Here is an 18939-nt window from a genome sequence, read left to right as displayed (position 1 = left end):
TCAGCGCCCTTGATTTCAGCCTAGGAGGTTTGCCCGCAGCTCTGCGACGAGGGCGGGGTCCTCGCAGGCCCGGGCAAATGCTTCGATCCGCCGTTCGATTTCGCGGCCCAACAACCAGCTTCCGATTCTCTCGGCTACGGGCTTGAGCCAAGCCGGGCGGCAGGAAAAGGTGTACTTCCACACTGCCCGGGTGCCGCCGTCGTCGGGGGTGAACCGCCAGCCACCGCCGAAGTTCTCAAAGAACCACGGCCCGGACACCATTGTCATTCCGACATTGCGGGGCGGGGTGTACGAGACGTACTCACTCACCATCTTCAGGCCCATCCTGGAGACGGTTCGTGTACGAACTCCCTTGCCCGCTCCTTTGGCTCCGTCAACGAAGCTTTGCGCCGAAATGAACGGATCCCATCTGAGCCTGAACTCGCCAGTGGACTGCGAGAGCGCGAAGGCTGTCTCGGCATCCAGGCGGATAAATCGTTCAGCACGAACCTGGGGCATTCAGGACCCCTGCCCTGAACCGAGCACCAGGAGAACCATGAAGGTGACGCCAAAGACGTTGACCGCCATGATCGCCAGTCCGATGATCCCCGTAATACGTCCGGCATTCATGCGCCCAGCCCGAAATACAGCAATCAGCCCACTGACCACAGCCACAATGGCAAGTACCACCGCAACCAACGCCAGGATAAGCGCACTGAACCACCAGACGTCGTTGCCCGGGTTGTAGCGGCTCATCGCTGAAGCGACGGCTGCGACGCCCAGGGGAATGCTGACCACGGCGGCGACGGGCGAGAGGACTGCCGAGACGATGCTTGTGATGCCGGCACCCAACCCAGGCGTCCTGGACCGTTGCTGCTGCGGGTAGTACTCAGCCGGTGGCTGATAGCTCATGATTCCCCCAAGTGCTTCGGCTAGRTCTTGCGATACGTGAGGTCGAAGATCATACGCCCGGCCTCGTGGGCTTTGTTTTCAAAGCTCGTGCGGATACGGCCCTCGAACCGGGGAGCCCAGCCGCCTTCCTCGTCCACACCCTCGTTCGGACCCGTGTGCTCCGTGCTGACAGGTGCGCGGCCTTCCCGCACCGGCGCCCCTCCCACAACAGACTCGACGCCGGATTGCCACACTTGCGTCAGAGGGCTCTCCTCGCCACTGCGCTCGCCTTCGTGCATGTTCTCAAATTCCGTTGAGCCTGCCAGGACCTCACGGACGTGCACAGCGTAGTTGGACCAGTCGGTGGCAATGCGCCAATAACCACCCTTTTCCAGCGCCTTGGCGGCCACGGAAGCGAAAGCCGGCTGGATGAGGCGGCGCTTGTGGTGGCGTGCCTTGTGCCAGGGATCGGGGAAGAATACCCAGAGCTCACTGACCGAACCGGCGGGAAGCATCGATTCCAAAACCTCGGGCGCATTGGCTTCCACCACTCGAACGTTGGTCAGGCCACGGCTGTTGATCTTGATGATGGTGTTTGCCAACCCGGGCGTGTAAACCTCAACGGCCAAAAAGTCCTTGTCCGGATTCTGTTCGGCGGCATGCACTACGGCGTCACCCAAACCCGAGCCGATCTCGACGATCAGCGGAGCTTTGCGCCCAAAGACGGCCTCGGCATCAAACGTGTAATCGGGGTGCACCGAAGTGTTGGCGACGTGACGCGGAACCTGGACCGCCCACCGCTCGGCGTGCTCTTCCCACGCGGCCTGCCTACGGCCCTGCAAACGGGTGCCGCGGCGCACGAAACTGACCGGCCGGCCACCGTACGTTCCGAAGGAAGCCTGGCTGCCGGGCGTTACTGGTCGCGGGGAATCTGGGGTTTCACTCATCCTTTCCAGAATACTTTGGTTCCGGCGGGCAGATAGCTGGCTCAGACGAGGCTGAATCCGTGCTCCGGCGTCAAAACAGGATCATGATGCGACCCGTGGTGAAAATCCAGGCAGCAACAATTGCAACGTCCAGCCCGAGAACGCCCAGCCCGGCAATTCCTGTGAACCACGCCTTCGTGCGCCGCCCAGTTGGCGTGGGTCGTCGAGCCAGCGCCACCGATGCCGTGCCGAGTAACAAGGAAATGAGGCCGCACAAGGACGGGAGGCTCCACAAGACGGTCGGGGCAACCCAACCAAGTGGCCCCGCCCTAGAGGGTGACCTAGTGAGAAACGCCACCAATAATGCCGCAGGCGCTGTGACTGGAAGGTATAAGAGCGCAGCGACGGCAAAGACGAGGCTGCCAATTCCTGTGGTGAGGCCAGGGGGCTGCTTTGGCGGGACGAGAACATATCCGATCGACGCATCCGCCCTGTCCGGGTTCGACGATGTAGGTGAAGGCAAAGTTTGGTTCATGCCCTCAACGCTATGGACGCCGATGCGGCACAGACAGAGGTAATCCGGCGTATGTGCATAACCCGCAGACGCCCAGATCGCGGTCACATCACGCCCATGGGCGGCAGATCAGACACGGCTGACAGAATAGGACGTGTGACCTCCTCGAACAGGCCCGGCGTCGCAGATACAAGCGGCCAGGCAGACCCAATCCGCTATCAGGCCCTTCGGCCTGAAATCGCTGTGGATGCCGAGGTCGACGACGTCCCACCCGCCCCGCCTACGCAGCTGCGCTCCAAGAGGGGCCTGATCTACCTCGGCATCTGCCTCGTCCTGATCGGCCTGAACCTGCGAACGGTATTCTCGAGCTTCTCGGCTGTCCTTCCGGAAATAACGTCCGACGCCGGGCTGCCGGGCTGGGCTGTGGTGGTCCTGACCACCGTTCCCGTGACATTGCTGGGCATTTTCGCTCCCCTTGCCCCGATCCTGGCTCGACGTTTCGGCGCAGAACGGGTCCTGCTGGGCGCGATGGCGGTGCTCACAGCAGGGCTTTTGGTGCGTCCGAGCGAAATCCCGGGAGTAGGCCACCTGCCAACGCTTCTGGCCGGAACGGCAGCATGCGGAGCAGCGATCGCGCTCTGCAACGTCCTCCTGCCAGGCGTGGTCAAAAGGGACTTCCCGCACCGCCTCGGGCTCATGGGCGGCCTCTACACCACGGCAATCTGTGCTTCCGCAGCCCTTGGTGCAGGGTTCACGTATCCGGTTTTTGCGGCAACGGGCCAATGGACTTCGGCGCTGTGGTCCTGGGCGCTGCCTGCCGCCGTCGTGCTTTTACTCTTTCTTCCGCTGGCCATCCGCCAGCCATCGGTAAAGCACCAGGTGGTCCGCGGCGGCGTGAACGTGTGGCGATCCGCGGTGGCCTGGCAGGTCACGCTCTTCATGGTGCTGCAGGCCATGATGTCGTTCAGTGTGTTTGCGTGGCTGGCGCCGATCCTGAGGGACAGGGGCATCGAGGGTGGGACGGCCGGTCTGATCGTGTCGGTGTCGATTGTGCTTCAGATGCTCGGTTCACTCTTCGCCCCTGCCCTGGCCACGCGGTTCAAAGACCAGCGCATCATCAACCCGGTGGTAGCCCTGATGACTGGAGGCGGCTTCGCCCTCAGCATCTTCGGGCCCACTGAGCTGATTTGGGTCTGGACCGGCCTGCTGGGACTGGGACAGGGCTCCCTCACGGCGGTTGCCCTCACGATGATCATGGTCCGCACCCGTGATGCCCACACCGCCGCGCACCTGTCGGGAATGATGCAGGGTGTCGGTTACGGAGTGGGCTCGGTGGGCACTTTGCTCGTGGGCCAACTGCACCAAGCCACGGGTGGATTCGCCGCGGCAGGCATCCTGTTCCTGGTGGTTGGAGCGCTGGCTGGGTTCTTCGGCTACCGCGCAGGCCGCAACAAGTTCGTTTAAACCGCGTTGTGAGGCCCGCAGAGCGAGCCTCACAACGGGAACCTAGACCGTCAGGTCCTTGCCCTTGGTCTCCGGGATCGAGAAGGCGAACGCGATGCCGATCACCAGCAGGATCACTGCGTACACATTGAACAGGTACCCCTGGCCAATGGTGCCCAGCCAGGTCTGGAGGTACGGAGCCGTGCCACCGAAGGCCGCTACGCAGATGGAGTACGGGACGCCAACGCCAACGGTGCGGATGTGCGTCGGGAACAGTTCGGCATAGACGGCCGGGACAATCGACGCGCTACCAGCGATGAAGAACAGCATCACGGACATGGACACGGTCAGCTGCCACGGTGAATCCTTCAGCAGCCACGTCATGGGGAAGTGCATGATCATGGCACCGATGGACGAGCCGATCAGCACAGGCTTGCGGCCAATGCGGTCGGACAGCTTGCCCCAGAACGGGAGTGCGGCGATGAACACAACATTGGCGATCACGCCGGCCCACAGTGCTGCTCCGCGGTCCATCTTCAGCGTTGTGGCTGCGTAGCTCGGCGCCACGACGCCCCAGATGTAGTAGACCACCGTGAGGCCAACGGTCAGGCCGATAACCTGCAGGGCCTGCTTGCGGTACTTGACGATCTGCGGCCACATCGGCAGGCGCTTTTCCTTGGGCGTCTCAGCCTCGAATGCGTGGGTTTCCTTCATCTTGGCCCGCATGAACAGCGCGTAGATGCCCAGCGCGCCGCCGATGAGGAACGGAATACGCCAACCCCAGGCGCTCATGTCGTTCTTTGACAGGACAGCAGTGAGGATCGCACCAAGCAGTGTTCCAGCCAGAATGCCGGCGGTGCCGGACGTGTAGATGAGTGTGGCCCAGAAGCCGCGCTTTTCCTTGGGTGCCATCTCGGACAGGTACGTTTGCGACGACGGCAGCTCACCACCGTGGGCAAGGCCTTGAATCAGTCGGGCGAGCAGGAGCATGACAGATGCGAACGCCCCAACGGCCTGGAACGTCGGCGCGATGCCGATGAGGAGGCTGCCGAGAGCTCCAAGCGCAACTGCTACCGTCATGGAGGTCTTGCGGCCGATGCGGTCGCCGATCCAGCCGAACACGAAACCGCCGAACGGCCGTGCAACAAACCCGACGGCGAAGATCGCCAAGGTGGACAGCACAGCAGACGTGGGGTCGGCCTGGCTGAACAAAGCACTCGCGATGAACGGCGAGAACGTGGCGTAGATGGCCCAGTCGTACCATTCAACGGCGTTGCCGATGCCGGTTCCGACGAGCGTGCGCAGATGGGACTTGTGGACCTTGACTTCGGTGGACGTTCCAACGGTGGCGGTCATGTGATTCTCCAAGGTGGGATAGGGCTGGGAGTTAGTTGGCGGCGAGCGCCGCGATGCGGGACACCGCGAGCTCTGCGTACAGGGCAGCGCCGTCGGTGAGGACGCCGTCGTCGAAAGTTGCGTACGGCGAGTGGTTAAAGGGCGACGTCGCGTGGTCGGTGCCGGGGGCAACGGCGCTGAGCCCCACGAATGTTCCCGGGACCTCGGCCAGGACACGGGAGAAGTCCTCGGAACCACTCAGGGGAGTGGCCATGCGGGTCAGCCGGGATTCACCGAACATGCCAGCGATGACCTTCTCCGCCGTGTTGGTTTCGTCCTCGTCATTAATGGTGAGCGGGTATTCCTGTTGGTAGTCCACATCAACCTCCAGTCCGTGGGCTGCGGCAATGCCTTGGAGCAGCTTGGGTACTACTTCCATCATCTTCTGCCGTGACTCTTCGGAGAAGGTCCTGATGGTTGCTTCGATACGCGCGGTCTCGGGGATCACGTTTCGTTTGGTTCCTGCGTGCAGCACACCAACGGTGAGGACAACGGGATCGAACATGTTGAACTGGCGGGTCACCATGATCTGAAGGGCGGTGACCATTTCGGCTGCTGCGGTGACGGGGTCCTTGGCTGAGTGCGGTGCGGAGCCGTGTCCGCCGGCGCCAAGCACGGTCACAACGAGCCCATCCGAAGAACTGAGCATCACGCCACTCTTGGTGACGAACTGGCCGTGCGGTTCCAGCGAGGAGAAGACGTGCATTCCGTACGCCGTATCTGCCCGCCTGCCAGCAGCATCCAGGACGCCTTCGTTGATCATGTAGCTGGCGCCGTCGAAGCCTTCCTCGCCGGGCTGGAACATGAGGACGACGTCGCCGGCCAGCTTGTCGCGACGCTCTGCCAGCAGGGTGGCGGCTCCGGCCAGCATGGAGGTATGGAGGTCGTGGCCGCAGGCGTGCATTGCTCCATCTACGCGGGAGGTGTAGTCCACTCCGGTGGTCTCCTGGACCGGAAGGCCGTCCATGTCTGCACGCAGCAACACCACGGGCTTCTCAGCCGAGGCGTAAGCCGCGCCCCCACGCAGAACTGCAGTGACCGACGTCGTGTCCTTGCCCAGGGTGATTTCGTAAGGGAGTCCGTCGAGTGCCTTCAGCACCTTTTCCTGGGTGCGGGGCAGTTGCAGGCCGATTTCCGGCTCACGGTGGAGGTCGTGGCGGAGGCGGACGATGTCGTCCTGCAGTTCCTTGGCGTCGGCGGCGATGGTCATGTGTACTCCTGGTCTCGCTTGGCTACGGGGTTCTTCCAGCAATTCTGTGGTGACTTAACTCACAATCCTGAAAACATCTACAAAAATGCAACGAAGCCGCAGAAACGCACGATTCATGCACACTTGAGAGAATGTACGCATGGAACTCAGTGAAGAGGATCTACGCCTCGTCAATGCCCTGCAGATTTCTCCCCGCATCAGCTGGTCCGACGCCGGCGAGGTCCTGGGCGTCCATGCCACAACCCTGGCCGCGCGGTGGGACCGCCTGAAAGCCACGGGAGCGGCCTGGACTACGGCGCACCTGATGGGCGATCCGAAGAACATGTGCCTCGCCATGGTGGACATCGACTGCGACATGGACCTACGGCCGGACGTTGTCACTGCGCTCGCAGAGCTCCCTGAGGTCATCACAGTGGAAGAAGCCGCCAGTAACCGCGATCTCACGCTCACGGTCATCACCCAGGACCTCGATCAGTTCAGCACCAGCCTGCTGCCGCGGCTCAAGGAAATCCGTGGGCTCACCAAGTACCACACGTCGCTCTGCACCCGCATCCATACCAGCGGATATGCGTGGCGGCTGAATGTGCTCACGAAAGGGGAACAGCAAGCGCTGCGGGCGATGGCAGGGCCCGAATCGGCCAATCCCTCCGCTCCGGACGCCATCGTCGTGCCGCTGCCCGAGAGCCATCTGGCGCTTATCCCGTTTCTGTCCCGCGACGGCCGCGCTTCTGCTGCTGAGATCGCGCGGGCTTTGGGGCGGCATCCCGCCACTGTGCAACGCCAGTTGGGGCGGGTGCTGAACAGCAGGATGCTCTCCTTTCGCTGCGAGATCGCCCAAAAATTCTCCGGTTATCCCATCACAGTCCAGTGGTTTGCGAACGTCCCCGCGGGACAGCACGAGGCCGCAGCCACTGAACTGCGTTCCATCCGGAATGTCAGGTTTTCAGCGTCAACCACCGGCCGGACCAACTTCACCATGATCATGTGGCTGCGTTCGCTGGCGCAGGTCATGGAAATGGAACTCGCCATCCAGCAGCGGATCCCGGGCATCGAACTCGTGGAGAGCGTCGTCATGTTGAATACGGCCAAACGGGTTGGCTGGATGCTGAACCCGGACTCAACAGCCACAGGGACAGTGGTGGCACCGTACGGGGAACTGCTGCCGGAAACAGCGTGAGTTTTTCGCCGGAGTTGACGACGACGGCGTCACCCCGCTTGGGCGCGGTTCCCGCCTCTATCAGGCGTGCTTCGTTGCCCGGAGGACCGTGTCCACAACAGTAGCCGGTTCGCCCTCCGGACCCGTGACGGTGCGTTCCCGCGAAGTCAGGACGTTGACGAACCACGGCTCGCGATCCAGGCGGAGCGCGCCAGCCAACTGTTCCGGCGAGAAGAACATGCCCGTTTCACGGTGGTGGCTCCAAGGAGCGAGTCCATGCGGGTGATGTCCGACCACCAGCAACGTACCGCCCGGGGCTACCGCCGATGCCGCGGAAGCTACCGAGTCGCGCCACGGCAGGAGCGGGCTGTGGAGGAACTGTGCTGATACGAGGTCAAAGATGGGTTCCGGCTCCCATTCCGCCAAGTCCTGCTGCTGCCACGTGATCCGGTCAGCGTAACCGGAGTCCACGGCGTGGGCTGCCGCACGTTCAAGCGCGACGGCGGACACATCCATTGCGGTGACCGTCCAGCCCTGCTCTGCGAGCCAGATCGCGTCTGCACCCTCGCCGCAGCCAAGGTCCAAGGCCGTTCCCGCGCGAAGGCCCGCCACTTCGGCGACCAACTGAGGATTCGGGTTCCCGCTCCAGACCTTTGGACGCTCCTTGTACATGCCGTCCCACATGTCAGCAGCGTTGTCAGCGTCCTCGTGGAGATTGAGCCCGCCATGCCTCGGCTCGCTGTGGTGAGTATCGCCGTCGTGCGCGTGTTCAGTCATATGCCAAGCGTGCCGTGAGGCTCGGCGCAAGGCAATCCCTGTTGCTGCTTCGGCAAGTTCCACCGCTGGGCGGACGCATCTGGTTTTTGCCCGCGATGGCGGATAACCTGTGACCTTCTGCGCCCGAATCATTCCGGTGGCGCCTCGTACTGGGGGATTCATGGTGTTCCTGCAACGCAATATTCGTGTGCCCGCTGCGCTAACGGCTGCGGCAGTGCTTTCGCTCGTGGGCGCTGGGGTTGCCCACGGGCATCCCATTCAGCCAACCGTCAAATCGTCTCTTCCCTTGGCTACGTCGTTGATCTCCGCAGGTCAAAGTCCCGCGGGGATAAAAGCGATGGGAGTTCCGTTGGCTTCAATGGATTCTCCAGACACCCTTGCAGTGGACGCAAGTATTTTGAAGTTCAGTCGTGACGGGTCCAGGGCCTTCGTATATGGCCGTCAGTATTTTGCAGATATTTACGTACCACCGGACATCGTGTCCGGCAGCGTTGAAGTTATGAACGCCTTCGACCTCGCGATGTCGCCAAGCGGATCCACCGCGTACCTCCCTACAAAATACGAGACGGCTGACATCGCTGTGGTGGACACGGTACGGCACACGGTCACTGCCAGGATTCCTTTGGCTGAAGAGGCGCAGAAGGTAGCCATCTCAGCAAACGGTGCCGTTCTCTACGCGTTGTCTGGGCGGCCCTATGAGTCGCCACTAAAAAACGGGTCGGTGAACGTAATCGACCTCGCAGCAAAAGCTGTGAAGGCCGTTGTTCCGGTCGGGGCTGGTGCTAACGACGTTCTAGTCGCCCCGTCCGGGGACAAGATCTACGTATCGAATTACGCTGACAACACCATCACTGTCATCAGTGCCGTCACCAACAAAGTGGTTAAGACGCTTCCAATCGAAGGTGGATTGGCTCAAGGCTCCATCTCGGCCGACGGAACCAAGATCTTCTACCCCAAGCCTTCGGGCGGGATAGCAGTCGTGGCGATCTCGACGGACACGGTTCTTACAAGTGTTCCGACCATCTCTCCTGTAACCGCGCCTGTATTCACTCGAGACGGTTCGCGGGCATACGTCGTGGATCAATATCCGGGGCGCGTCGTGAACGGAGAGAACGTCGCGGGCGATTACTTCGTGGCTGAAATCGACGTTGCGAAGAATACGGTGAGGCCCATTGTCACTGCAGACTCAGGCTCAAGCACTCCGGGACGTCCCGTCATCCAAACGAGCCCGGACGGCAAGAGGCTCTATGTGCTGGGCAGCAAAGCTGTCGTCCTTGCTTTGCCTTCCCTTCAAGTCCTGGCCAGCACCCCCATGCCCAGAGTGGTCAGCAGCTTCACGATGTCCCCGGATGGCAGTAAGGGCTACGGGCTAACAAATGACGGTGGGCACATCGTGGTGGTCAATGCGCCTCGCCTCGACAACGTGCGCAAGGACTACAACTCCGATTACGCCACAGATATCCTGGCCCGTGATTCGGGAGGTGCATTGTGGCTCTATCCGGGCAACACCAACAAGGGCTGGCTTACGCGGACTCGAGCTGGCTCGGGCTGGGATGCCATGAACCTAGTTGTTACTCCCGGTGACTTCAATGGAGACAAGAAGCCGGATGTCCTGGCACGGGACAGCGCCGGAGACCTGTGGCTGTATCCAGGGGATGGACAGTCGTATTGGTGGTCACCTACCAAGGTCGGCGTGGGCTGGAATGCCATGACCGCAGTGGTCGCACCCGGAGATTTTGATTATGACGGGCACTCGGACATTTTGGCCCGCGACAGCGCAGGCGACCTGTGGCTCTATCCGGGCAATGGCATGGGCGGGTGGTTACCGCGGACGAAAGTCGGTGCCGGTTGGAATGACATGACGGCGATCATGGGACCCGGGAGAAACGCAATCCCCGGAACCGATGTGCTTGCACGCGACAGTGCCGGAACCTTGTGGCTCTACGAGCGCGATCTGTCCAGCCAATGGGTACCTCGACGGCAAGTCGGCACCGGCTGGAATGCGATGACCAGCATTGTGACACCGGGCGATTTCGATGGTGACGACATTCCAGACATCCTGGCGCGTGATGTCTCTGGCGACTTCTGGCTCTACCCGGGAACAGAACATGGAGGCTATCAGCCAAGAGTAAAGGTTGGGGCTGGCTGGAACGTGATGACAGCAATCGCATAGCCGGTCCTTGCTTCAAGTTGTTCCAACGCAAGTGACAGTTCTGCCTCCTAATTTGGCTGGTTCCAGCGCTGGGCTCCCGCTCCGGTCGCCCCCAGCTCGTCGGCAGGGTTCTGAAGCGTGCACGATTTCAGGCTCAGGCAACCGCAGCCGATGCATCCATCCAGATCATTCCGCAGGTGTTGCAGCGCGGCAATTCGCTCGTCGAGTTCCCTGCGCCATCGCGACGACAACCGCGTCCAGTCCCGTTTGGTGGGCGTTCGCCCATCCGGCAGGGAGTCCAGCGCCTCACGGATGTCCTTTAGAGGAAGGCCAACTCTTTGCGATGTTTTGATGAATGCCACCCGACGCAACGTTTCGCGCCTGTACCGCCGCTGGTTGCCTGCCGTGCGCTCAGCTGTAATGAGCCCGTTGCGTTCGTAGAAGTGAAGGGCCGACGGCGATACTCCGCTGCGCTCGGAAAGCTCACCGATGCTCAGGGGCCGGTGGGCGCTGCCTGGAACTTGTGGCATGGCTGGTCCTCCGGTGCTGGGCGTGGTGGATTGACCTCAACATTAGTTGAGGTTCTAGGGTAACGTCCATGACCTCTGATACCTCAACGGCCGGGATACTCCGCCGTCCTTACCTGCTGGCCACCGTCGGTGCTTGTGCGCTCGTTTTCCTCAGCGCCTTCGAGTCCCTGGCGGTAACCACCATCATGCCGCTCGTCAGTCGGGACCTGGACGGAGCCAGCCTTTACGCGCTGGCCTTCGCCGGCCCCCTGGCGACTGGCGTGATGGGCATGGTGGGAGCAGGTAACTGGTCCGATCGTCGGGGTCCCGCCGCGCCGCTGTACGCCTCGGTGGCACTGTTCGTTGCGGGGCTGCTGATCGCAGGAACAGCCGGGAGCATGGAGGTTCTGGTGCTGGGAAGGCTCGTGCAGGGACTCGGCGGCGGTGCCATGACCGTTGCCCTGTATGTGTTGGTGGCACGGGTCTACCCGCCGACTCTGCATCCCAAAATCTTTGCCGCCTTTGCCGCATCCTGGGTGATCCCTTCCCTGGTGGGCCCGTTTGCCGCAGGAATCGTGGCACAGCTCAGCAGTTGGCACTGGGTGTTCCTTGGCGTTGTGGGGCTGGTTGTTCCGGCACTCCTGATGGTGGTTCCGGCTGTACGCGGGATGGCACCCGACTCCGACACAGATACCCAGCGTGTGCCGTGGGCCTTCGGACGCATGGGCTGGGCGGCGCTGGCCGCGCTGACCGTCCTCGCGCTGAACCTGTCAGCAGAGGTGCCGGGCATGGGCGGCGTGATTGCCGTCGTCGCGCTTGTCCTTGCAGTGGTGGCGGTCAGGCCGTTGGTCCCGCGCGGAACACTGGTTGCCCGTCGAGGCCTTCCCAGCGTCATCCTCACCCGCGGTTTAGCATCGGCCGCGTTTTTCGGCGCGGAGGTCTACCTGCCGTATCTGTTGACGGAGCAGTACGCTTTCACGCCGACTTTTGCCGGGCTCACGCTGACCGGCGCCGCGCTCGCATGGGCAGGAGCATCCGCTCTGCAGGGTCGGTTGGGTTCCAAGCTGGCCGATGCCCTCGCCGTGAAAATTGGTGCTGCGCTGGTGCTGGTGGCCATAATGCTGGCCCTGGTGACCGCGGCCTTGACGCTGCCGGCGGGTATTGCCATTGGAGGGTGGATCCTTGCGGGCGGCGGCATGGGACTCATGTACCCGCGGCTGTCCGTGATGACGTTGGCGCTGTCCAATGAGGAAAACCAGGGCTTCAACAGTGCAGCGATGTCCATCTCCGACTCGCTGGGCGGCGCCTTGGCCCTCGCCGCCACGGGACTCGTCTTCGCAGCGTTTACGACGACGAACCCGTTTGCGGGGGTCTTCGCACTGACGGCGGTGATCGCCGTCGTCGGGGTCGTCATCGCGCCGCGGGTCGCCACCCGGGCGGGTGTCTCCACCACGCGGGAAACCGAACCTGAGGCATCGCTCCACAAGTAGCCCGACGCTCACCAAGCCCAAGTAAGTACCAGTTGAGCGCGTTTTGAGCGTCCAAAACGCGCTCAGCTGCTACCCAGTTGGGGCCCCACAACGCGGGCCCGAACCAGCCCGATGCAGGGCTGGACGCCGAACACTGCTAGACTGGGAGCACTTGATGTGCGGTGACGCCCTGAAGCAGGTGGCCCAACAGGCTACGTGACGGGGCATTTTTCATGTGAGAGGCACATCCTGCGTCGATGAACGCTTCCATTTGGTCCCGGCCAACGCTCCAGCAGCGAACCGGTAGACCACCTGACTTTTCCTCGGCGAACCCCTGGCCCAACCGGCGTCGGGGGCCGATGTCCGCAACTGGACACCGCCCGAAAGACATAAGTACATGACTACTTTTGCTGCCCTTGGCACGCCCAAGGCTATTGCTGATTCCCTCGCCGCAGACGGCATCGAAGAGGCATTCCCCATCCAGGTGAAGACCCTCCCGGATACGCTCGCAGGCCGCGACGTCCTGGGCCGTGGCCGCACGGGCTCCGGCAAGACCATCGCGTTCGCCATCCCGCTTGTGGCCCGCTTGGCCGAGCGTGAAGCCAAGCACTTCCGCAAGCCGGGCCGCCCCATGGGCCTCGTCCTTGCTCCGACGCGTGAACTCGCAACCCAGATCAACGCCACCATCGAGCCGTTGGCCAAGGCCATGGGCCTGAACACCACGGTGATCTACGGCGGCATCTCCCAGGCACGCCAGGAAAAGGCGCTGCGCGCCGGCGTCGACATCGTCATCGCCTGCCCTGGCCGTCTCGAAGACCTGATCCGCCAGCGCATCCTGACCCTCGAGGCTGTTGAGGTCACCGTACTGGACGAGGCAGACCACATGGCTGACCTCGGCTTCCTCCCGGTGGTCAAGAAGCTCATGGACATGACCCCCACCCAGGGTCAGCGCCTGCTCTTCTCGGCGACGTTGGATAACGGTGTTGACAAGCTGGTCAACCGTTACCTGTCCAACCCGCTCACGCACTCCGTGGATGACCCGCAGGCTGCCGTCACCACCATGGAACACCACGTCCTGGTAGTCAACGATCAGACCGTGAAGAAGCAGCTCATCGTCGAACTGGCCTCCGGCGCCGGCCGCCGCGTCCTCTTCATGCGGACCAAGCACCACGCCCGCAAGCTTGCCAAGACCCTGACGGACGCCGGAATCCCCGCCGTCGACCTTCACGGCAACCTGTCGCAGAACGCCCGCGACCGCAACTTGGCCGAGTTCTCCAACGGTGACGTTCGCGTCCTGGTGGCCACCGACGTCGCAGCCCGCGGCGTGCACGTTGACGACGTCGAACTCGTCATCCACGTTGACCCGCCCACAGAGCACAAGGCGTACCTGCACCGCTCAGGCCGCACGGCCCGCGCCGGTTCCGATGGCACTGTTGTCACCCTGACGCTCCCGGAGCAGCAGAGCGACGTCAAGAAGCTCATGAAGGCTGCGGGCGTCGATGTGTCGTTCGAGCGCGTCACTGCCAACTCGCCGCTGGTCGCCGAGCTCGTGGGCGACATCGCAGACAAGGTTGATCCCCGCACCCGTGCGGCCCTCCTCGCGGCGAAAGCCCCGCAGGGTGGTGGCACGTCAACTGGCGCCAACGCCCAGCGAAAGCGCGCACGCCGTACCGGCGGCCAGGCTGCACCCACCACGGGTGGCCGTGGCGGTCGCGGCGGACGCGGCAAGGTGGCAGCTGAGCCGGTTCGCACCGACATCAACCGCGCTGACCGTCGCGCAGCAATGAACGACGACGTCGCCCGCAGCTCACGCGGCCGCGGCAAGGCTGGTGCCACGCACCGCAACGACGTTCCCGGCTCGCAGGGCCAGGGCGCCCGCAGTGGCCGTCCGGCTTCGGGCCAGCGTGCCGCTACCGGTGGCCAGCGCTCTGCTTCGGCTCCGCGCACAGCGTCCACCACGAGCACCCGCACTGGCGGAAACAAGGCTGTTTGGTCTTCCGCAACGGGCGCTACATCCGGCGGATCCTACGGTTCGGGCTCCGGTGCTGCCGGCAACTCCGGTCGCGGGGGCTCCGGCGCCGGTCGTCCTGCACGCAGCGGCCCGCGTCGTGCATCGGCACCCGCTTCGAACGAACGCCGCGGCCGCTAATACCCCACCGGCACCCTCGCCTCGCAAGCTCGGCCAGGGAACCCTGCCGGCGTGGGCCCGGGTTGGAAGGCCCGCTCTGCGCACTGTCCCCAAGGAATAGAGCGCAGAGCAGGGCCCCGCAACGCATGCCTCACCAGCCGCGGGCGCGCCACTCCTCAAGGTGTGGCCGCTCGGCTCCGAGGGTCGTGGGCAATCCATGGCCCGGGTGCACCACAGTCTCGTCCGGGTAGGCGTCGAACAGCCGCTCTTTCACGTCGTTCAACAGTGAAGTGAAACGTGAAGGATCGCCCTGTGTGTTGCCGATGCCTCCGGGAAACAACGAGTCCCCACTGAAAATGTGGGCAGGCCCATCCGGATCCTGGTAGACGAAAGCGATCGAGCCAGGGGTGTGTCCACGCAGGTGGACCGCCGTGATCTCGAAGTCGCCGAACCGCTCGACGTCGCCGTGACCAAGCGGGACATCCACAGGGACGGGCAGCGCATCGGCGTCGTCCGCTCCTGCAGAAGTGCTGGCGCCCGTAGCTGAGACCAGCTCACCCAAGGCACGGATGTGGTCCCAATGCTGGTGCGTGGTTGCGATTCGGACGAGCTTGGGCACCTCGGAAGTATCCGTTTCGCTGTCCTTCAGGAGTTGCTGAATGGCTGGAAAGTCGTCGGCGGCGTCGATCAACAGCTGCACGCCTGTGGACTTCGAGGTCAACAGATACACGTTGTTGTTCATCTCGCTGACCGAGATGCTCCGGATGGTGACGTCACGCGATGAGTGAATAAGCGAATCCATCGGCTCAGTCTATGCAGTGGTCGTGTTGGCTTCGCGGCCTTGCGACACCCAGTTGGGGTCGGCAGAACGTGAACCCACGACGGCGTCCGCGGCTTGGTCGAGCACCTCAAGTTGCGCTGTTCCCAGTTGCAGGGACAGCGCGCCAAGGTTCTCGTCAATCCGGTGCGTTTTGCGCGTGCCGGGGATGGGGACCACCGGCAGTCCAAGGCGCTTGCCTTGGGCGAACAGCCAAGCCAGTGCTACCTGGGCTGGAGTTGCACCCAGGTCATCGGCTACCTCCCGAACCGCGGCCACGACGGCCTGGTTTGCATCGAGGGCCTCGCCACCAAAGCGGGGAATCTTGTGGCGGAAGTCGTTTTCGCCCAAGTCGCTCGCGCTAATGGTTCCCGTGAGGAACCCGCGGCCGAGCGGCGAATAAGGCACAAAGCCAACACCGAGTTCCTTCGCTGCGGGAACAACGTTTTGCTCAACATCCCTGCTCCAGATTGACCATTCACTCTGGACCGCGGCAATGGGATGGACGGCGTTGGCCTGCCGAAGCTCCTCGGCTGTCACCTCAGACAGTCCGAGGTGCCGAACCTTGCCCTCCCGGACCAGCTCCGCCATGGCCTCCACGGTTTCCACTATCGGAACGCGGAGGTCCCGGCGGTGCAGGTAGTAGAGGTCAATCACGTCAGTGTCCAGGCGGCGGAGGCTAGCTTCTGCCGCCTGCCTGACGTAGGGCGCATCGCCGCGAACTCCCGTGTACCCGTTCGCGGCGTTGCCCTCTATCCCGAACTTTGTTGCCAACTGGACCTCGTCGCGCCGGCCCTTCAGGACCTTGCCTACCAACTCCTCGTTGCTTCCGGCGCCGTAAACATCCGCGGTGTCGATGAAGGTGATGCCCGCGTCCACCGCATGCCTAAGTGTCTGCAGGGCTTCCTCGGGGTCGATTCCCCCATACACTGGCGTCAGGGCCATGCCGCCAAAGCCGAGGGGGCTAACAGAAAGGCCATCGCCGAGTTGAACTGCAGTCATGAACTTCTCCCATGCGTGTTGGTATTCGAAGTGCCCTTTGTTGGCGTGAACTCCATGGACGCGATGGGTATTCCTGCGGGAGGCTGCGGTCCTTCCCAGTTGCTCGGGCCCTGACGAACTCCAAAGATGCACGGTCCCCGTGTTTCCGGGGTTTTGCCGGCACTGGGGCAGCTGCGAGTGGAGGTAACTGGGAAGGAGCGTGGCTACTCGGCCTTGGCCGCAGGTTTGTCAGCAGGCAACGCCTTCAAACCGGCAGCACATCCTACGATTCCGGCGATAAAGAGCAGCTTCAGCGGGCTCGCGTGTTCCACACCTGCGACCATGGCCCACCCAACAGTCAGTGCCGCTCCGATTCCAACCCATACTGCGTAGGCGGTGCCCAAGGGGATCCGCTTTACGGCGATCCCGAGTCCGAGCATGCTCAATGCTGCCGTCACCGCGAAAACCATTGTGGGTAACAGTTGGCTGAAACCGTTGGAGAGACCCAGCGCGGTGGCCCACACGGCTTCGAGGACGGCGGAGGCGAGGAGAACCAGCCAGAAGACGCCGTTCTTCGCAGACTTCTGGGTATTGGTGGTTGTTGCAGCCACGGCTACGCCACCACCTTCAGGCCGACCACGCACGCGCCGATTCCTGCGAGCAGCAGCAGCCGGGCCGTCGTCGCGCGTTCCACGTTGGTGACCATGGCGTATGCCGACGTCAGGACGACGCCGACACCAACCCAGACCGCGTACGCCGTACCGGTGGGAATGGATTGCATGGCTATCGCGAGGCCGCCGGTGCTGGCGATGACGCTCACCAGGAAAACGACTGTGGCGATTGGCTTGCGGAAGCCCTTTGATCGGTGAAGGGCAGCAGCCCAAACGGCCTCAAGCGCTCCGGAGAGAATGAGAATTAACCACGACATGACAGGTCCTTTGGCCAGTCTTGTCGCGTGCCGGGTACTGAACCGTCGTCCGGAGGTTCCAGAGCGGAACCTTCATTTCAGGCTAGCAACTCCTGCAGACCGTGGCCACTTCTGGTGGCCAAAGTCACCAGCTCAGGCGTTTGCGGGCTCCACTTTGTCGATGGAGATCACAGCAACAAAACCCCGGCCCGAGATCTCGGGACTCCGCGTATCCGAGCCCACCACGGCGTCGTAGCGGTTCAGCTCGACCGGTTCGGCCACGCTGGGAGCCGGGCTGGCGCCGTCGGACTCTTCCTCCGGATTTGCGCCCTCCACAGAGGTGCCAGGCGTGACCATTGCCTTGCCTTCCAAGAGGACGGCCAGCTGGCCCTCGAAGACGGGGTGCGCGCGTTTCTTGGAGATCTCGACGATGGACGTGTAGCCCTTGAACGCGCTGGCGCGAGCGATGACATTGAGATCGCGGATATCCCCGGTGGGCAGTGTGGCGGACGATGCTGCCTCGCCGGAAAAACGGAACGGACGATACTTCTCCAACGGGTGCTCTTCGCCGTCGACGGTCAGCAGCAGCAACTCACCGTCAATGATGGTGATGACCCGTTCCATGCCCGGAAAATTGGAGAAGTCCCCAGCCTTGGAGACGTCGGCGATGCTGACGCGCCAATCCCATGCCCCATCCTGGGCCGAGGCGGCCTTAGGGTGGCTGGCGAGTTCGCGCGTCACCCCGCCTCCGTTGCGCCACGGTTCGGGGTGGACGTCGGCAAAGCGGATAATCTCCATCCGACCAGCCTAGTGGTGGACGCAGCTTCTGCGTTGCCAGCATGGCTTGCTAACGTCATATGTGGAAAACGTTGGGAATACGGCCGGAGGCACAGGAATGTTCGTCAAAGTGTGCGGATTAAGCACACCCGAATCCGTCCGCGCAGCCGTGGACACCGGGGCGGACGCCGTCGGCTTCGTGCTGACGTCCAGCCCACGTGAGGTCAGTCCTGACCAGGTACGTGTACTACTGCCGCTGGTGCCCGCAGGTGTTCGTGCCGTGGCTGTGTTCCGGCACGAGCCCGCTTCCGACGCCGTTTCTGTTGCGCGCGCTGCAGGACTCACCTGGGTTCAACTGCACGGTACCCGGACTGCCGAGGACGTCAAAACAGTGCACGACGCCGGAATGCGGCTCATCCGGGCCGTCACCATGGGTGCCACCCCGGACGAGTTCAGCGATCTTGGCGAGGATCTGCTCTTGATCGATGCAGCCGTGCCAGGCTCGGGGGAGTCTTGGGACTACACGTCGGTGCTGGCCAAGGGACTGGGCGACCGGGAGTGGTTGCTCGCAGGCGGTCTCGAACCCGGCAACGTCGCCTTTGCCGCCGCTGCGGCCGGTGCTTGGGGAGTGGACGTTTCCTCAGGTGTGGAGTCGTCCCGTGGAGTGAAGGACCTGGCGAAGATCCGCGCGTTCGTGGAAGCTGCAAAGGCCTGACGTTCTCTCACGTCCTACCGCTTTTCGGGCGTTCTTCTCTCACGTCCTGCTGCTTTTCGGCCGTTCCTCTATCACGTCCTGCTGCTTTTGGGGTGTTCCTCTATCACGCCCTGCCGGCGGACACCCCCGAACGGTTCATGATGTGAGAGAACGTTGGGGAATTCGGGTGATGATGTGAGAGAGCATCGGACTT

The 18939-nt window shown here is 62.9% G+C and carries 19 protein-coding genes and 1 riboswitch; of the genes, 6 read left to right on the top strand and 13 right to left on the bottom strand.

From position 1 onward, the window contains the following. Positions 1-15: 15 nt before the first annotated feature. The 4 genes from AB4Y87_RS04890 to AB4Y87_RS04875 all read right to left on the bottom strand — a co-directional run bounded on the left by AB4Y87_RS04890 (position 16) and on the right by AB4Y87_RS04875 (position 2331). The gene (locus AB4Y87_RS04890; protein ID WP_442003308.1) at positions 16-498 is read right to left on the bottom strand and encodes a type II toxin-antitoxin system RatA family toxin; all 483 of its coding nucleotides are present in this window, start codon (positions 496-498) and stop codon (positions 16-18) included. Beyond that, positions 499-891 (bottom strand): hypothetical protein, encoded by a 393-nt coding sequence (locus AB4Y87_RS04885; protein WP_442003307.1) that lies wholly within the window; start codon positions 889-891, stop codon positions 499-501. Between the two features lie 20 nt (positions 892-911). Further along, positions 912-1817: a tRNA (guanosine(46)-N7)-methyltransferase TrmB gene (trmB, locus tag AB4Y87_RS04880; protein WP_442003306.1), complete on the bottom strand. Its 906-nt coding sequence runs from the start codon at positions 1815-1817 to the stop codon at positions 912-914. 70 nt (positions 1818-1887) lie between these two features. After that, on the bottom strand, positions 1888-2331 hold the full coding sequence (locus tag AB4Y87_RS04875) for a hypothetical protein (RefSeq protein WP_442003305.1): 444 nt from the start codon (positions 2329-2331) through the stop codon (positions 1888-1890). A 135-nt stretch (positions 2332-2466) separates the two neighbouring features. Here AB4Y87_RS04875 and AB4Y87_RS04870 point away from each other — a divergent pair, with 135 nt between their 5' ends. After that, the gene (locus AB4Y87_RS04870) at positions 2467-3774 is read left to right on the top strand and encodes an MFS transporter (protein WP_442003304.1); all 1308 of its coding nucleotides are present in this window, start codon (positions 2467-2469) and stop codon (positions 3772-3774) included. Positions 3775-3816: 42 nt separating this feature from the next. On the opposite strand, the gene AB4Y87_RS04865 is transcribed toward AB4Y87_RS04870, so the two are convergent. Both AB4Y87_RS04865 and AB4Y87_RS04860 read right to left on the bottom strand, forming a co-directional pair. Then, a complete protein-coding gene (locus tag AB4Y87_RS04865; protein WP_442003303.1) occupies positions 3817-5109 on the bottom strand; it encodes an MFS transporter in 1293 nt (430 codons plus the stop codon). Positions 5110-5140: 31 nt separating this feature from the next. After that, positions 5141-6358, bottom strand: coding sequence for a M20 metallopeptidase family protein (locus tag AB4Y87_RS04860; RefSeq protein WP_442003302.1), 1218 nt, complete (start codon positions 6356-6358; stop codon positions 5141-5143). 139 nt (positions 6359-6497) lie between these two features. Here AB4Y87_RS04860 and AB4Y87_RS04855 point away from each other — a divergent pair, with 139 nt between their 5' ends. After that, a complete protein-coding gene (locus AB4Y87_RS04855) occupies positions 6498-7535 on the top strand; it encodes an Lrp/AsnC family transcriptional regulator (RefSeq protein ID WP_442003301.1) in 1038 nt (345 codons plus the stop codon). A 60-nt stretch (positions 7536-7595) separates the two neighbouring features. Here the strand turns inward: AB4Y87_RS04855 and AB4Y87_RS04850 are convergent, their stop codons facing one another. Further along, positions 7596-8291 carry an SAM-dependent methyltransferase gene (locus AB4Y87_RS04850; protein ID WP_442003300.1) on the bottom strand — a complete coding sequence of 232 codons (696 nt, stop codon included), beginning with the start codon at positions 8289-8291 and terminating at the stop codon, positions 7596-7598. A 358-nt stretch (positions 8292-8649) separates the two neighbouring features. Here AB4Y87_RS04850 and AB4Y87_RS04845 point away from each other — a divergent pair, with 358 nt between their 5' ends. Continuing rightward, positions 8650-10464, top strand: coding sequence for an FG-GAP-like repeat-containing protein (locus AB4Y87_RS04845; protein ID WP_442003299.1), 1815 nt, complete (start codon positions 8650-8652; stop codon positions 10462-10464). Positions 10465-10511: 47 nt separating this feature from the next. Here the strand turns inward: AB4Y87_RS04845 and soxR are convergent, their stop codons facing one another. Beyond that, on the bottom strand, positions 10512-10973 hold the full coding sequence (gene soxR, locus AB4Y87_RS04840; protein WP_442003298.1) for a redox-sensitive transcriptional activator SoxR: 462 nt from the start codon (positions 10971-10973) through the stop codon (positions 10512-10514). Between the two features lie 68 nt (positions 10974-11041). Here soxR and AB4Y87_RS04835 point away from each other — a divergent pair, with 68 nt between their 5' ends. Next, positions 11042-12442: an MFS transporter gene (locus tag AB4Y87_RS04835; protein ID WP_442003297.1), complete on the top strand. Its 1401-nt coding sequence runs from the start codon at positions 11042-11044 to the stop codon at positions 12440-12442. Between the two features lie 376 nt (positions 12443-12818). Then, on the top strand, positions 12819-14570 hold the full coding sequence (locus AB4Y87_RS04830; protein ID WP_442003296.1) for a DEAD/DEAH box helicase: 1752 nt from the start codon (positions 12819-12821) through the stop codon (positions 14568-14570). Between the two features lie 130 nt (positions 14571-14700). Here AB4Y87_RS04830 and AB4Y87_RS04825 read toward each other — a convergent pair whose 3' ends face one another. From AB4Y87_RS04825 to AB4Y87_RS04805, 5 genes are all read right to left on the bottom strand, one after another. Beyond that, entirely contained in the window at positions 14701-15351 is a 651-nt protein-coding gene (locus AB4Y87_RS04825) for an MBL fold metallo-hydrolase (RefSeq protein ID WP_442003295.1), read from the bottom strand. A 9-nt stretch (positions 15352-15360) separates the two neighbouring features. Then, positions 15361-16368 carry an aldo/keto reductase gene (locus tag AB4Y87_RS04820; RefSeq protein WP_442003294.1) on the bottom strand — a complete coding sequence of 336 codons (1008 nt, stop codon included), beginning with the start codon at positions 16366-16368 and terminating at the stop codon, positions 15361-15363. A gap of 203 nt (positions 16369-16571) precedes the next feature. Next, positions 16572-16958 (bottom strand): DMT family transporter, encoded by a 387-nt coding sequence (locus AB4Y87_RS04815; protein ID WP_442003293.1) that lies wholly within the window; start codon positions 16956-16958, stop codon positions 16572-16574. A 2-nt stretch (positions 16959-16960) separates the two neighbouring features. Beyond that, positions 16961-17275 carry a DMT family transporter gene (locus AB4Y87_RS04810; protein ID WP_442003292.1) on the bottom strand — a complete coding sequence of 105 codons (315 nt, stop codon included), beginning with the start codon at positions 17273-17275 and terminating at the stop codon, positions 16961-16963. Between the two features lie 9 nt (positions 17276-17284). Beyond that, positions 17285-17350, bottom strand: a riboswitch (guanidine-III (ykkC-III) riboswitch). A gap of 57 nt (positions 17351-17407) precedes the next feature. Then, positions 17408-18052, bottom strand: coding sequence for a HutD/Ves family protein (locus AB4Y87_RS04805; protein WP_442003291.1), 645 nt, complete (start codon positions 18050-18052; stop codon positions 17408-17410). 97 nt (positions 18053-18149) lie between these two features. Between AB4Y87_RS04805 and AB4Y87_RS04800 the strand changes: the two genes are divergently transcribed. Next, positions 18150-18746, top strand: a complete 597-nt coding sequence (locus tag AB4Y87_RS04800) for a phosphoribosylanthranilate isomerase (RefSeq protein ID WP_442003290.1) — start codon at positions 18150-18152, stop codon at positions 18744-18746. The last annotated feature ends 193 nt before the right edge of the window (positions 18747-18939 follow it).

This window comes from Paenarthrobacter sp. RAF54_2, from assembly GCF_052113945.1.
Lineage (GTDB): Bacteria > Actinomycetota > Actinomycetes > Actinomycetales > Micrococcaceae > Arthrobacter.
The sequence above is the reverse complement of the archived record's forward strand: the minus strand, read 5'-3'. Positions and strand labels throughout refer to the sequence as shown.